The organism is Prochlorococcus sp. MIT 0801, assembly GCF_000757865.1.
Taxonomy (GTDB): domain Bacteria; phylum Cyanobacteriota; class Cyanobacteriia; order PCC-6307; family Cyanobiaceae; genus Prochlorococcus_B.
In genome coordinates, this window is the sequence record NZ_CP007754.1 from 392725 (window position 1) to 404873 (window position 12149).

21 protein-coding genes and 3 tRNA genes are annotated in these 12149 nt (G+C 36.8%); 17 read left to right on the plus strand and 7 right to left on the minus strand.

The features are described 5' to 3' along the window. Positions 1 to 104 precede the first annotated feature (104 nt). Both EW15_RS02050 and EW15_RS02055 read left to right on the plus strand, forming a co-directional pair. Positions 105 to 401, plus strand: a complete 297-nt coding sequence (locus EW15_RS02050; RefSeq protein ID WP_225866584.1) for a hypothetical protein — start codon at positions 105 to 107, stop codon at positions 399 to 401. Positions 402 to 480: 79 nt separating this feature from the next. Further along, on the plus strand, positions 481 to 1230 hold the full coding sequence (locus EW15_RS02055; RefSeq protein WP_038651314.1) for a TVP38/TMEM64 family protein: 750 nt from the start codon (positions 481 to 483) through the stop codon (positions 1228 to 1230). Between the two features lie 55 nt (positions 1231 to 1285). Here the strand turns inward: EW15_RS02055 and EW15_RS11660 are convergent, their stop codons facing one another. After that, on the minus strand, positions 1286 to 1387 hold the full coding sequence (locus tag EW15_RS11660; RefSeq protein ID WP_071841026.1) for a DUF4278 domain-containing protein: 102 nt from the start codon (positions 1385 to 1387) through the stop codon (positions 1286 to 1288). Between the two features lie 587 nt (positions 1388 to 1974). Further along, positions 1975 to 2056 (minus strand) — tRNA-Tyr (locus tag EW15_RS02065). A 228-nt stretch (positions 2057 to 2284) separates the two neighbouring features. On the opposite strand from EW15_RS02065, the gene EW15_RS02070 reads away from it, so the two are divergent. Further along, complete coding sequence (locus EW15_RS02070) at positions 2285 to 2674, plus strand: DUF3804 family protein (RefSeq protein WP_038651317.1); 390 nt, start codon at positions 2285 to 2287, stop codon at positions 2672 to 2674. 34 nt (positions 2675 to 2708) lie between these two features. Here the strand turns inward: EW15_RS02070 and EW15_RS02075 are convergent, their stop codons facing one another. After that, positions 2709 to 2978: a hypothetical protein gene (locus tag EW15_RS02075; RefSeq protein WP_038651320.1), complete on the minus strand. Its 270-nt coding sequence runs from the start codon at positions 2976 to 2978 to the stop codon at positions 2709 to 2711. A gap of 270 nt (positions 2979 to 3248) precedes the next feature. Between EW15_RS02075 and EW15_RS10430 the strand changes: the two genes are divergently transcribed. From EW15_RS10430 to EW15_RS10740, 6 genes are all read left to right on the plus strand, one after another. After that, positions 3249 to 3455, plus strand: a complete 207-nt coding sequence (locus EW15_RS10430) for a high light inducible protein (protein WP_038651323.1) — start codon at positions 3249 to 3251, stop codon at positions 3453 to 3455. Positions 3456 to 3475: 20 nt separating this feature from the next. Beyond that, entirely contained in the window at positions 3476 to 3595 is a 120-nt protein-coding gene (locus tag EW15_RS02085; RefSeq protein ID WP_011294968.1) for a high light inducible protein, read from the plus strand. Then, positions 3595 to 3744 carry a high light inducible protein gene (locus EW15_RS02090; protein WP_038651336.1) on the plus strand — a complete coding sequence of 50 codons (150 nt, stop codon included), beginning with the start codon at positions 3595 to 3597 and terminating at the stop codon, positions 3742 to 3744. The genes EW15_RS02085 and EW15_RS02090 overlap by 1 nt, the downstream gene beginning before the upstream one ends. Then, positions 3744 to 3890 carry a high light inducible protein gene (locus EW15_RS02095; protein ID WP_038651339.1) on the plus strand — a complete coding sequence of 49 codons (147 nt, stop codon included), beginning with the start codon at positions 3744 to 3746 and terminating at the stop codon, positions 3888 to 3890. Before EW15_RS02090 ends, EW15_RS02095 begins: the two co-directional genes overlap by 1 nt. Further along, positions 3890 to 4015, plus strand: a complete 126-nt coding sequence (locus EW15_RS02100) for a chlorophyll a/b-binding protein (RefSeq protein ID WP_011294605.1) — start codon at positions 3890 to 3892, stop codon at positions 4013 to 4015. Before EW15_RS02095 ends, EW15_RS02100 begins: the two co-directional genes overlap by 1 nt. Before the next feature lie 349 nt (positions 4016 to 4364). After that, the gene (locus EW15_RS10740) at positions 4365 to 4526 is read left to right on the plus strand and encodes a hypothetical protein (RefSeq protein ID WP_156095710.1); all 162 of its coding nucleotides are present in this window, start codon (positions 4365 to 4367) and stop codon (positions 4524 to 4526) included. Positions 4527 to 4754: 228 nt separating this feature from the next. On the opposite strand, the gene EW15_RS02105 is transcribed toward EW15_RS10740, so the two are convergent. Both EW15_RS02105 and EW15_RS02110 read right to left on the minus strand, forming a co-directional pair. Continuing rightward, positions 4755 to 4826, minus strand: a tRNA-Thr gene (locus tag EW15_RS02105). Between the two features lie 12 nt (positions 4827 to 4838). Next, positions 4839 to 4920, minus strand: a tRNA-Tyr gene (locus EW15_RS02110). Positions 4921 to 5028: 108 nt separating this feature from the next. On the opposite strand from EW15_RS02110, the gene aroQ reads away from it, so the two are divergent. The 3 genes from aroQ to cobI are packed head-to-tail and all read left to right on the plus strand — an operon-like array spanning position 5029 to position 6853. Then, positions 5029 to 5466, plus strand: coding sequence for a type II 3-dehydroquinate dehydratase (gene aroQ / locus EW15_RS02115; protein ID WP_038655010.1), 438 nt, complete (start codon positions 5029 to 5031; stop codon positions 5464 to 5466). Positions 5467 to 5473: 7 nt separating this feature from the next. After that, positions 5474 to 6088: a tRNA-(ms[2]io[6]A)-hydroxylase gene (locus tag EW15_RS02120; protein WP_038651342.1), complete on the plus strand. Its 615-nt coding sequence runs from the start codon at positions 5474 to 5476 to the stop codon at positions 6086 to 6088. A 36-nt stretch (positions 6089 to 6124) separates the two neighbouring features. Further along, entirely contained in the window at positions 6125 to 6853 is a 729-nt protein-coding gene (gene cobI / locus EW15_RS02125) for a precorrin-2 C(20)-methyltransferase (RefSeq protein WP_038651345.1), read from the plus strand. 6 nt (positions 6854 to 6859) lie between these two features. On the opposite strand, the gene dusB is transcribed toward cobI, so the two are convergent. Then, the gene (gene dusB / locus EW15_RS02130; protein WP_038651348.1) at positions 6860 to 7852 is read right to left on the minus strand and encodes a tRNA dihydrouridine synthase DusB; all 993 of its coding nucleotides are present in this window, start codon (positions 7850 to 7852) and stop codon (positions 6860 to 6862) included. 24 nt (positions 7853 to 7876) lie between these two features. Beyond that, positions 7877 to 8083: a hypothetical protein gene (locus tag EW15_RS02135; protein ID WP_225866585.1), complete on the minus strand. Its 207-nt coding sequence runs from the start codon at positions 8081 to 8083 to the stop codon at positions 7877 to 7879. A 96-nt stretch (positions 8084 to 8179) separates the two neighbouring features. Here EW15_RS02135 and der point away from each other — a divergent pair, with 96 nt between their 5' ends. The 5 genes from der (at position 8180) to EW15_RS02160 (ending at position 12147) form a co-directional block, all read left to right on the plus strand. After that, complete coding sequence (der, locus tag EW15_RS02140) at positions 8180 to 9550, plus strand: ribosome biogenesis GTPase Der (RefSeq protein ID WP_038651351.1); 1371 nt, start codon at positions 8180 to 8182, stop codon at positions 9548 to 9550. A 9-nt stretch (positions 9551 to 9559) separates the two neighbouring features. Then, positions 9560 to 10474, plus strand: coding sequence for an energy-coupling factor transporter transmembrane protein EcfT (locus tag EW15_RS02145; RefSeq protein WP_038651354.1), 915 nt, complete (start codon positions 9560 to 9562; stop codon positions 10472 to 10474). A gap of 16 nt (positions 10475 to 10490) precedes the next feature. Beyond that, the gene (locus EW15_RS02150) at positions 10491 to 10757 is read left to right on the plus strand and encodes a PipX family protein (RefSeq protein WP_011294361.1); all 267 of its coding nucleotides are present in this window, start codon (positions 10491 to 10493) and stop codon (positions 10755 to 10757) included. A gap of 11 nt (positions 10758 to 10768) precedes the next feature. Further along, positions 10769 to 11419, plus strand: coding sequence for a YggS family pyridoxal phosphate-dependent enzyme (locus EW15_RS02155; RefSeq protein WP_038651357.1), 651 nt, complete (start codon positions 10769 to 10771; stop codon positions 11417 to 11419). 152 nt (positions 11420 to 11571) lie between these two features. After that, positions 11572 to 12147 carry a cell division protein SepF gene (locus EW15_RS02160; protein ID WP_038651360.1) on the plus strand — a complete coding sequence of 192 codons (576 nt, stop codon included), beginning with the start codon at positions 11572 to 11574 and terminating at the stop codon, positions 12145 to 12147. The last annotated feature ends 2 nt before the right edge of the window (positions 12148 to 12149 follow it).

The window sequence follows — 12149 nt, forward strand, 5'->3', positions numbered from 1 at the left end:
GATGATTGATAAGACTAATACTGAAAACTTTCAAAGAGAACAATCGCTATTCTTAGTAAACAAGAAGAAAAAGGGCTTTGAGTATTATTTACGAGTTACTTTTTTTGTATATCGGGCCTAATATATTAATCCCTGTAAATGTAAGATTGATTAATCATTTATTAATTATTTTTGTATTCTCTTTGGCTTTTATAGGTGTTGCCGAAGTGATGTACTGGTTATATAAAAAAGAATATCTCAGAGCAAAAGCTAAATATCTAAGAGAATTAATAGATCAAAAAAATGATTTGAGTAGTCTAAATGAACCTTTTTATGCATGTGTATACGAGAAATGGAACTCTGGAGAAATGCCTTTAACAGAAGCTAATACAACTTGCAGTCTAAAGTTTGAACATAATTAGTGTTTGTTATAGCGATTATTTAATAATTTCATTACTATAAACTTAAGATAAGACTTCGTTCCTGATTGAAAAATATTTTATGACTAAAAAGTTTATTATTAGTAAATATTTTAATTATTTAATAATAATTTTCTTCGTTGTTATTTTAAGTATTACTTTTTTTTACTTGGATGTTAATATCATTACTGATTTTTTTTATGATAGTGTTAGTGGTTTAAATGCGAATAACTTTTTTAGCTTAATCTTAATATTCTTGTTATTTGTATTAAGATCCATTAGTATCATAATACCAGTTTTACCTGGAACAATATTTTCCGCTGCTGCTGGCTTTCAGTTTGGTTTTACACAGGGGCTAGTTATTATATTTTTTGCAGATTTTTTCTCTTGTTCAGTATCATTTTTACTGGCGAGAAAATTGGGAAGAAAATATATTAGTAGATTACTTGGTTCAAGACAAATGCGAAGAGTTGAAAGCATTAGTCAAGATTATCTAGAAAATAATTATTTCCTTATGACAGCTCTACTAATGTCTGGTTTCTTTGATTTTGTTTGTTATGCCATAGGACTGACAAAAATAACATGGAAAAGGTTTATGCCTGCTTTGATTTTTAGCATAATAATCTCAGATTCACCTTTTTTAGCCAGTGGTTTTGCCGCAAGAAAAATCAAAGATATTGGATTGAAAAATTTCTTACAAAAAATATTAAATGGAGAATTAAATATAATTTCTGGAAATTACCTTTTTCTATTCATAACATCTTTTTTAATAATATTTATCTTGGCAATCATAAATATATATCTACAAAAAAGATCAAATATTATTAAGTAATTTATTAGTTAAAAAAAAGCCCCTTAAGGGGCTTTGGAGCATATGGTTTTTGCTACTAGCTTTGGTAAGACTTACCTCGATAAGTAAGTTGTACTTGCTGTTTTTCGATAGCTGCTTTTTGCTGGTTGTACTTAAGACCTCTGTAGGTTAAAGACATTTTTCTTTCTCCGAAATATGCTCAAGTCCCCGTTCCTTGGCTTGAGTCAAACTGCGGCTCATCATTTGATGAGTTGAACGTTTTTGGTAGTTTTAACTACATTTATAATTTAAGTCAAATTTTGCATTCTCGGAGTTCAGCTTGTTACATAAAGCTTATTGTCCTTGCTAAAGCAAAACTTTTTAAATTCTTATGACCTGTGATAATTGAAAAGTATTAATGCTTGTGTTGATGCTGCTTAAACCCAAAGTATTTCATGAACATCTTTAAAGTATCCATCTGACCATTATTTACGTTCCAACATCTAAAAATAAAGAACAAAATGGAGAACATTCTCATCAAAAAAATCGAGAATATTTATTTTCTATTTTTGGATATGCTGATAGTTCTTGATTGCTCATTTCTGCGATTTTTCAGCGATAGCAATGCATTGGTATAAAAAAAAGACCCCATGAGGTCTCTAGATTCGTTCTGATAGTTCTTTGGTAGAGGGTCTTCGTGCCCTCGACGGGATTTGAAACCGATAGTAGAGCACTACCTTCTCAAGGGAGTGCTCTACCGTTGAGCTACAAGGGCTTGTTGAAAGATGGGCCGGGTTGGATTTGAACCAACGTAGGCGTAGCCAGCGGATTTACAGTCCGCCCCCATTAACCACTCGGGCACCGACCCGATTTCTTTCCACGCAGCTTGGCATCTTTGCTTGACGCCAATCGAATATATATCCGATGTGACGACTTGCCAAATTTTTTTTAGGGAGTGCTTTGATCTGTCGCTCGTCTATTTTTTTTGTGCGTTTTACCCACTCTTGATTTCACTTCCTATCTGTTCAAATACATCAAATTAAACATCCTAATTAACTAAATTGTGAGATGCTCTAAGAATATACATTTTAGAAAATTGTCTTCTGATTCACAGCAGATAGAAGCTCTTATACAAGGTTTTGCAGACATGGCTCAAAACAAAACATTTTTACCAGCTAATACCACAAATGATTTCTTGGCAATCAGACCAAGTGGTAACCCCATAACCGCGCAGGGTCTTGCAGGAATGTATGACAGTGATGATTTGGTTATTAAACTCTCCGAATTAGTCAAGATTCATCGGCTAGAGACTAATTCTGATTGGGGCTTTGCTGCATTTACCCTGAAAGAAGCGTTTAGCTACAAAGGTGACCTGAATAATGATTTATCTACCTATTCATTGATTTTCAAGAAAATTGATGGCATATGGAATATTGCATGGATGCAAAGATCACAAGGAACTACGGATCTCTCAACGTGGGAATAATTAAATACAACAACTCCTAAAAATGATGTAGCTTTTATTTCTTGAATTTTAGAAGCTGTTTAATAACGGCTTTAACACTAGAAATCCATCTCCCAGCTCGTGAAGAAGAAGTGAGAGATTTAGTTAAAAGTTCTATTTGTTCTTGTCTCTCTTTGTATTTAATTACCAGTTCTTTTTTTGCGATAACAAGGCTTTGGCAATCATTCTCGTTATCCCAATTATCGATATTTGCTTCTAATTCATATATGTCCATAGTTCTGTACTTACTGATAAGTATTTGTAAATTATCAGGTTCGGAACTCATGAAAAATGACTTGCATTGAGTGTATTAACTTGTGAAATATAGCTTCTAAGCAAAATATCAAGGTTGGGTAAACTCACTCGTGTTTGGGCTATTTATACTTATTAGAGTCATCAATAGATCTAATCATTGGATAAATATCTCTCTAATTAGTTGTTGTCATTAGTCTTTGAGACTTGTTGTTATTGATTATTAGAAGAAGCCGTACCCGACCGTATCTTTGCTCTACAAAGTAAATACTTTACATTTATTCACATCAACGCAATTTCAGTAATGACAAGTTCATCTTCTTCTCAGGTAATCACTGAGTACGGCAAGCAAAACATCTTTGGCCGTGAAACACAGCCACAGCTTGTAGAGGACTACACCAGCTATCCAGAAGAAGCAGAAAAGACAAATGGCCGTTGGGCAATGATCGGAATGGTCAGTCTTTTGGTTTCATACTTCACAACAGGTCAAATCATTCCTGGAATTTTCTAAACCAATAACTACTAATAACAATGCAACCATCTAACAAAACAATCCTAGAAAGAAGCATCGGCAGACCAGCCATGATGGCATTCGTTCTACTAACAGGTATCTACCTAACAACCGGTCAACTTATCCCAGGTGTTGTTTAATGACTACTCAAAACAACAGCAGCGGCAGAAACATTGATCCTGAAAAGGTAACTGCAGAAAGACTTAATGGCTATGCAGCATTGTTTGGATGCATTGCTTTAGTTGGTGCTTACGCAACAACAGGACAAATTATCCCAGGTTTCGTTTAATGAAAAATCAAATTACTGAAACTCCAAGAGTAGAAGATGGCAAGGTGATTGCAGAAAGACTTAATGGCTTAGCTGCATCGATTGGCTGTTTAGCCCTTGTTGGAGCATATTTAACAACAGGTCAAATCATTCCAGGTTTCGTTTAATGAACAAAGAAACTAACTACTGGAAAACAGCCGAGCAAATGAATGGCCGCCTTGCGATGATGGGCTTCTTTGCAGCTGTGATTAACTACGGAATAACAGGCTGGATCATTCCAGGAATAGTTTAATTCTGATTCTTAAGATCTAATCAAAAAAGACCTCTTCTCTGTCATTACAGAAGAGGCTTTTTTATTGGTTTTTATCTCTTTTAATTTCTTTTTCTGGGGTGGTGTGATGAAAGGAGATCGGGCATTACTGACTTCTCTGACTTTCAATTCCCTTGCGGGATTTGAGTTCAATTGGCAGCTCAGCTCAGCTCATCTCTCGCCCGATCCAATAAAACTCTAAGAATTTTGAGTTCCCTAATGCTTGCTCGGTTTGACCTTGGTCAATAGTTCGTCTCACGAGAGAGCAAAATGTCTGATGACATATCCTCAATGAGAATTCCTCCCATCCAACTTTTGGCTATTACTTTTAGTGGGTATTTCTCGTTGCTACCGCTGCGGTGATCTTGCAAAAGTCCTTGGATATACAGATCAATTGCTTCTAGGAAGATTTAAGGTGGTTTTAGATCAAGTTTTGAGGGTGCCTGGAGGGAACTTTAAACAGCATTTGCCAATAGTTTTGCACCGGCCCTAGAGCTATAGTTTTTGGATGTTTGGCCTTGATATTTATTCTTCCGAATCAGTTCTTGCCAGTCACTTCCACTTCTTCTAATCGTTGCCTTTATTTGGGTTGCATCAGGTCAGATGCAACCCAAACAAATGGTCAAAAAACATCAAAAGTGGACCCGAAATTGGACGCCCACCTTCTAAGATTTGCGATCTTAGTGCCTTAGATCGCTTGACTTGGCTCAGCTTCCGACGATGCCCTCGTCGGGACTTGAACCCGAGACCTCTCCCTTACCAAGGGAGTGCTCTACCGCTGAGCTACAAGGGCTTGTGGAAATGATGGGCCGGGTTGGATTTGAACCAACGTAGGCGTAGCCAGCGGATTTACAGTCCGCCCCCATTAACCACTCGGGCACCGACCCGATCCACTTGATGAGATTAACAGTAAATGGCGCCACTTTTCTCTAATTTGTTGGTCCTATGTGGTTGGAATCGATACGATCAAGAAAGATATTTACTTTGAAAGGAAGATGGATCTTTTACTTATTAATGGCCCTAATTTGAATCTTGTTGGAAAAAGAGAACCATCCATATATGGCGCGCAAACTTTAGAGGACATTCAAGAAGACCTATTAACTTCAGCTATTGATCTTGATGTAAAGCTCAAATTCTTTCAAAGTAATTCAGAAGGCGACATGATTGATTGCATTCAAAAGAGCGTTGGTTCTATTGACGGAATATTGATTAATGCAGGTGCTTATACACATACTTCTATTGCTCTAAGAGATGCTTTATTAGGAGTTGCTATTCCTTATGTGGAAGTACATTTAAGTAATATTTATTCTAGGGAAGAATTTCGCCATAAATCATTCCTTTCAGATAAAGCATTGGGTTTGGTTTGTGGCTTTGGAGCAAATAGTTATCAACTTGCTCTAGAGGGGATAGTTTCTTATTTAAAGCGAGTCTAAAAAGATTATGAATAATTCAAAATCTCAAGTTCCAGGGCAATCGAAGATTCGCTGGCTAAAAAATAAAACTTCTGAAGATTGGATAGATCTTGCAATTTCTAACCCAATGGAAATTCTTTTGGATCATGCACATTGTGAAAGAAAGGCTGCTGGAGTAGCTCTACAACTTATGTTTCGTTATGTTAGTGAACCTGGGCTTTCAGAGGTCCTAAGCCCATTAGCTCGAGAGGAGCTTGAACATTTTGAGATGGTTTTGTCTATTTTGAATGCGCGTGGAAAAAAACTTCAAAAATTAGCCTCACCACCCTATGGAGCGACTCTGGCAAAAAACATTTGTAAAGATGAACCATTTCGTATGTTGGATAGCTTTCTGGTTGCAGGACTTATTGAGGCAAGGAGTCATGAAAGAATGAAATTATTGTCTATTCATTCTCCTGATATAGAACTTCGTAATTTATACGCGGACTTACTAAAAAGCGAGGCTAGGCATTTTGGAATTTATTGGAAGTTAGCAGATGAACGCTTTGATCGAAATCTGCTTACTTCTAGGCTTGGAGAATTGGCTAAGGTTGAATCTGATGTTTTATTGGAAATGCATCATCAGCCAAGGATGCATAGCTAATTATCTCTTTTAAGGAGAAGAAGTTTACCCAATCAAATGAAAGCTTTGACTATTGCTGGCGTAGGACCAGGTGATCCCTCTTTGTTAACTTTGGCAGCAGTTGAGGCCATTCAAGAATCAACAGTTGTTTCTTATCCAGTCTCTACTAGAGAAGGAGACAGTCTTGCTGAAAAAATTGCTTCAAAATGGATAACCAAAGATAAAAAAAAATTACCTTTGCATTTTCCGATGGTTGATGATCAGAACACTTTAAAAAGTGCCTGGCGAGTTGCTGGCAATGAATTAATGAAGATGGTTGAGAAAGGTGAAAGAGTCGTTTTCCTTGCTCAAGGAGATATCTCGCTTTTTTCGACAGGCTCTTATCTTTTAAAGGAGTTAGAAAAATATCATCCAAAATGTATTGTTAATTTAATTCCAGGTGTGACATCTTTTTCTGCAGCTGCCGCGATAAGCAGATTACCACTTGCTTTTCAAGAGGAACAATTACTTGTATTACCAGTTCCAGGATCATATGAAGAATTAAAGGTTATTTTGTCTGATGCACCACATAAAAAAAAGGTAGTTGTGTTACTCAAGCTTGGTAAAAAATGGCAATGGGTCAAACCTTTGCTTGAAGAACTTGATTTAATAAAAAAGGCTATATTCGCTGAAAGAATAGGATCTTCAGATCAACAAATCCTTAGAGCATCTGATTTATCCTCTGGTAAAAGGCCATATTTTTCTTTACTGTTAATTCGACAAAGTTGGCCTTTGACAATGCCCTGAAATTTCTTAGTTGAATTTAAGCAGTTTGTCTTCGAGTAGTTTGATTGCGTCTTTTGGTGTGTTTGCTCTAACTAATTTATGACGAAGAGTAGATGCACCCTCAAAACCTCTGCAAGTCCAATTCATATGTTTCCTAGCAATCAAAAGTCCATGATTCCCTTTTTTTGAAACGAGTAATTTTAGGTGCTCTAAAGATAAGCTCACTTTCATCTTTGCGTCAGGTGGTTTAAAAGTTTTTTGGTTTTTAATGTCTTCATTAATTTGCCCAACCAGCCATGGAGCGCCCATACTTGCCCTTCCTATCATCACCCCATCGGCTTTCGTAATTTCTAGGCATTTAATAGCATCTTGAGAGTTTTTAATATCACCATTAGCTATTACAGGTATATCTAATGACTTTTTTATTTTTGATATAGCTTCCCAGTTTGCAAAACCAGAAAACCCTTGCCTTCTCGTTCGTCCATGAACTGTTATGAGTTGTGCTCCAGCCTCTTGTAACCCTAAAGCAAAAGATACTGGATCACTTGTAGTCTCACACCAACCCAACCTTATTTTTACTGTTAATGGAATTGATATTGCTTTTGAAACTTTTTTGACGATTAATTGAGCAAGCTCTGGTTCTTTTAATAGAGCACTTCCTCCTCCTTTTCGGGCAATTTTTTTTACAGGACAACCCATATTGATATCTATAAGAAATGCACCAGATGATTCGGCTTTGATAGCAGCATCTATCATTGAATCTGGCCTGTGGTCAAAAAGTTGAACACCAATTGGACCATTTTCCTCTGAAAGCTCAATTACTTTCTCTTCCCCATGACCTAATTCAAGACTTTTAGCATTTACCATTTCGGTAAAAAGTAAAGCTTTTGGGGCCCATCTACGAACAAAGTTCCTGAATATTTGATCGCTTACTCCTGCAAGTGGGGACTGAATAACCGGACACTCTAAAGATCTAGGAGTCCCATTGCCTGGCAAAAAAATCGGAGATAACTCTTTCATTTTTAGAGTTACATTATATTTATTTCAGTCATTACAAAAAGACAAAGTTGTATTTGTTTCGCTGATTTGTGAAAATAAGCAAAAAATACTTATTGATGCTTTTAAGGAAATTGGAACTTGAAGAAAAGCTATGAAAACCAGAAGTATTGCTACTAAAGATGGTTTGGTAGTTGATGAATCCCTATCTTTTCTGGTCAATCTTTTTATGGAAGTTTGATTTCTAAATTTCATTTTGGAATAGAACTCTTTGCTCATACTTGTAGTATGAAGAATTAATCTTAATTTTGACCTATAAAGGGTCAATAATCTCATGAAAGGTAGAGAAATTTGGCTTTACCAATAGTCGCAATAATTGGACGCCCAAATGTTGGGAAATCTACATTGGTGAATCGCTTATGTCAGAGTAGAGAAGCCATTGTTCATGATGAGCCAGGGGTAACGAGAGATCGAACTTATCAAGATGGATTCTGGAGGGACAGAGATTTTAAAGTTGTGGATACTGGAGGGCTTGTTTTTGATGACGATAGTGAGTTCCTTCCTGAAATTAGAGAGCAAGCTAATCTTGCGCTTGAAGAAGCCGTAGTCTCATTAGTAATTGTTGATGGCCAGGAGGGAATCACTACCGCTGATGAATCGATTGCGGAATTTTTAAGGTCTCATTCCTGCAAAACAGTCGTGGTGGTTAATAAATGTGAATCTCCCGAACAAGGGTTATCAATGGCAGCTGAATTTTGGAAGCTTGGTCTTGGTGAGCCCTATCCGATCTCCGCTATACATGGAGTAGGTACAGGCGATCTGCTTGATCATGTGGTCAATTTGTTTCCATCTAAAGATTTAGATAAAGTTAGTGATTCTCCTGTTCAATTGGCAATTATTGGGAGACCAAATGTAGGCAAGTCAAGTCTTCTTAATTCTATTTGTGGAGAAACAAGGGCGATTGTTAGTTCTATTATGGGTACAACTCGAGATACGATTGATACTCGAATTACTCATCAAGGTAAGGAATGGAAATTAGTTGATACGGCGGGAATACGTAGACGTAGAAGTGTTAATTATGGCCCAGAATTTTTCGGTATTAATCGCAGTTTTAAGGCGATAGAAAGAAGTGATGTCTGTGTGTTGGTTATAGATGCTTTGGACGGTGTCACAGAACAAGATCAAAGGCTTGCAGGTAGAATTGAGCAGGAAGGAAGAGCTTGTTTGATAGTTGTTAACAAATGGGATGCTGTAGAAAAAGATAGTCATACAATGTCTGCAATGGAAAAAGACATTCGTTCAAAATTATATTTTCTCGATTGGGCCGAGATGATCTTTACATCAGCACTTACGGGACAAAGAGTAGAAGGCATTTTTGCATTAGCTACTGTGGCAGTTGATCAGAGTAGAAGAAGGGTAACTACATCAGTTGTTAATGAGGTGCTGACTGAGGCATTAAAATGGAGAAGTCCCCCTACAACAAGAGGTGGGAAGCAAGGGCGTCTTTATTACGGTACTCAAGTAGCTATTAATCCTCCAAGTTTTACTCTTTTCGTGAATGAACCAAAATTGTTTGGGGAAACTTATCGAAGATATGTTGAGAGACAAATTAGAGAGGGTCTTGGTTTTGAAGGGACTCCTATAAAATTATTTTGGAGAGGGAAGCAGCAACGCGATGTCGAAAAAGATTTAGCACGCCAACAGAGAGGGGGCCGAAATTAGTAATTATTTATGGATTGGCTAAAAAAGATTCCAATTGGTCAATATGTCTCTGGCAAATCTAGCTGGCTTCGGAATATTGATCCTCGGATTAAACTCTCTTGGATCTTGTTGTTTTTGTTGACTCCGGTTTTAGCTAATTCCCTTTGGAGAATTTCAACAGTTTTTGTTCTTTTATTGATTACATTTTTTAGTTTCCTCCCTCCACGTATTTGGTGGCGGTCTCTAGTCTTTTTATTGGCGTTTTCTTTGATTATTGGATCCTTATCGATTGTTTTACCTGCTAGTCAATCATCCTTTGAATTGCCTATAAGAGCATCTAATGAAATACCTGGTGCAATTGTGTTGACTAGATCATGGGAGATTTTCAGATTGGGACCATTTAACTTCGGGGGGATTTCATTAGGACCATTGATTGTGGATCGCCGCTCTGCCGAGTTAGGTATTAAAACTTCGACCTTGATTTTTACTGTTATTCACAGTGTGAATTTGATGTTAATTACAACACCTCCTGAAGACCTTGTATGGTCAATAAGGTGGTTTTTTGCACCTTTAACTTTATTGGGATTTCCTTTAGAAAAGCTATCCTTTCAACTGCTTTTAGCTTTACGATTTTTACCTTTAGTTCAAGAAGAGCTCCAAAATCTCTTTCGCTCAATAGGAGTGAGGGCAATTGATTTTAAAAAATTAGGACTTAAAAGTTCATTGGGTTTATTTGTGACTTTAGGTGAAAGACTTTTATCAAATATCTTGCTTAGAGCAGAACAAGGGGCTGATTCTTTAATGTCAAGGCAGGGGCTTTGGCTATCTTCAGAACAACTAAGATCAAGCATTGTGCTTAATCCTAAATATTTGTGGGTTAATACAAGTTCGATTTTTTTGCTTTTGATAGCTATTGGCTTGCGTTGTATGTATGGTACGTCTTAATTAAAAAAAATCAGATTTGAACGCTGAGCGCTATCTAAATCATCCAACTTTTGGCATGCTATATCTAGTGTCACCAGCAAGTAATGGTAGAGACGTATATGCAACGCTATATGCACAGAAAATATTTTTTTTAGTTACTTTGCAACCACGGGGAGCAACTTTTGAAGTGATTCCATATATGGATGCTCGACATTATTCGGAAATGCATATGGCTAAATGTAGACGAGAAAAATCCTCAGATATGGACGTTTGGCAAGAACTATTTAATCAAACTTTTATGTAACTCTATTTGACTTGATTTTGACTGGCTCTAATGAATTTAAGATAATTAAAGACTCATTACCCCTTGGGGTAAATTTACTTGCTGTAAGCAAGGGGCATGAGCATGAATCGATACGTAAACTTTCTGGTTATGGACAGTTGGATTTTGGAGAAAGTCGTTTGCAAGAGGCTATCCCTAAAAAAATCTATCTAAGTGATCTAAAGCAACTGAGATGGCATTTTGTTGGAACATTGCAAAAAAATAAAGTTAGAGGAGTTATTAAAGCATTTGACTTTATTCATTCTGTTGACTCATTGCCTTTGCTTGAAAGAATTTCAAGAATTTCACAAGAAGAGCAAAAATCTCCGAATGTATTTTTACAAGTAAAATTTAAAAATGACCCCAACAAGGGTGGATTTTTAAAAGAAGATCTTTTGAAAAGTTGGTCTAAGATTATTTCTTTAAAGAATATTAATTTGATTGGATTAATGACAATTCCACCAATAGTTCTTAATTCCTATCAAAGAAAAGATTTGTTTTGCGAATGTAGGAATTTTGCAAATCATTTGGGATTAAAGGATTGCTCAATGGGAATGAGCAATGATTGGCAAGAAGCTATTCAAGGTGGTGCTACTTGGATTCGATTGGGATCTCTTTTGTTTGGTAAACGTCACAATAGATAAATTGTCGAAGATATGAAAAAAACAATAAAAAAGCTTGCCCCATAAGTTAAGGAACGTTATTTAAGTATATGGTTCATCCTTCATGTTGTTGAAGATGCATCGACTGTTGGCTTATCCAACTTTTTAACAAATCATCCCGAGAGGATTAACTGGTGTCGCTTATTTCCCGTCTTCGTGCTGTCGTCGCTGGCGATGACTTTTTAGATAGTGATTTTGATGAGCTCGATTACGAAACAAGTGATGACTTTGAGAATTTCAATAGAGGCAATAAAGAAGGAAGTGCAGAAATGGCGACCATCTCTCAGACCAATCCTTTTGATGGAAGGGGTGGTTTCCCTTCCTCAAACGTTATTGGTATGCCTGGAATCTCAACAAATGATTCTGAAGTTAGTTTGATGGAACCCCGAAGCTTTGATGAAATGCCAAGAGTAATCCAAGCTTTGAGGGAGCGTAAAACAGTTATCTTAAATCTCACAATGATGGAGCCTGATCAGGCTCAAAGAGCAGTTGATTTTGTCGCAGGAGGAACGTTTGCTATCGATGGACATCAAGAAAGAGTCGGAGAGAGTATTTTTCTTTTTGCACCTTCTTGCGTAACAGTAACTAATTCTTTTCAAGAGGAAGCTTCTCCTTCAAGTATGAGTAATAAAGGTAATGATTTGATTTCCAAGGAAACCTCTCCTGCTCCAGAGCCAGCTTGGGGGGAGACAGTGGCTACTGCTCTGTGAAT

Coding starts and splice junctions, on each gene's coding strand:
- EW15_RS02145 (WP_038651354.1), top strand. CDS start 9,560: ATGGATTGGCTAAAAAAGATTCCAATTGGTCAATATGTCTCTGGCAAA.
- EW15_RS11660 (WP_071841026.1), bottom strand. CDS start 1,387: ATGTCTTTAACCTACAGAGGTCTTAAGTACAACCAGCAAAAAGCAGCT.
- EW15_RS02100 (WP_011294605.1), top strand. CDS start 3,890: ATGAACAAAGAAACTAACTACTGGAAAACAGCCGAGCAAATGAATGGC.
- EW15_RS02085 (WP_011294968.1), top strand. CDS start 3,476: ATGCAACCATCTAACAAAACAATCCTAGAAAGAAGCATCGGCAGACCA.
- aroQ (WP_038655010.1), top strand. CDS start 5,029: ATGGATCTTTTACTTATTAATGGCCCTAATTTGAATCTTGTTGGAAAA.
- cobI (WP_038651345.1), top strand. CDS start 6,125: ATGAAAGCTTTGACTATTGCTGGCGTAGGACCAGGTGATCCCTCTTTG.
- EW15_RS10430 (WP_038651323.1), top strand. CDS start 3,249: ATGACAAGTTCATCTTCTTCTCAGGTAATCACTGAGTACGGCAAGCAA.
- EW15_RS02055 (WP_038651314.1), top strand. CDS start 481: ATGACTAAAAAGTTTATTATTAGTAAATATTTTAATTATTTAATAATA.
- dusB (WP_038651348.1), bottom strand. CDS start 7,852: ATGAAAGAGTTATCTCCGATTTTTTTGCCAGGCAATGGGACTCCTAGA.
- EW15_RS02095 (WP_038651339.1), top strand. CDS start 3,744: ATGAAAAATCAAATTACTGAAACTCCAAGAGTAGAAGATGGCAAGGTG.
- EW15_RS02120 (WP_038651342.1), top strand. CDS start 5,474: ATGAATAATTCAAAATCTCAAGTTCCAGGGCAATCGAAGATTCGCTGG.
- EW15_RS02135 (WP_225866585.1), bottom strand. CDS start 8,083: ATGAAATTTAGAAATCAAACTTCCATAAAAAGATTGACCAGAAAAGAT.
- EW15_RS02075 (WP_038651320.1), bottom strand. CDS start 2,978: ATGAGTTCCGAACCTGATAATTTACAAATACTTATCAGTAAGTACAGA.
- EW15_RS02090 (WP_038651336.1), top strand. CDS start 3,595: ATGACTACTCAAAACAACAGCAGCGGCAGAAACATTGATCCTGAAAAG.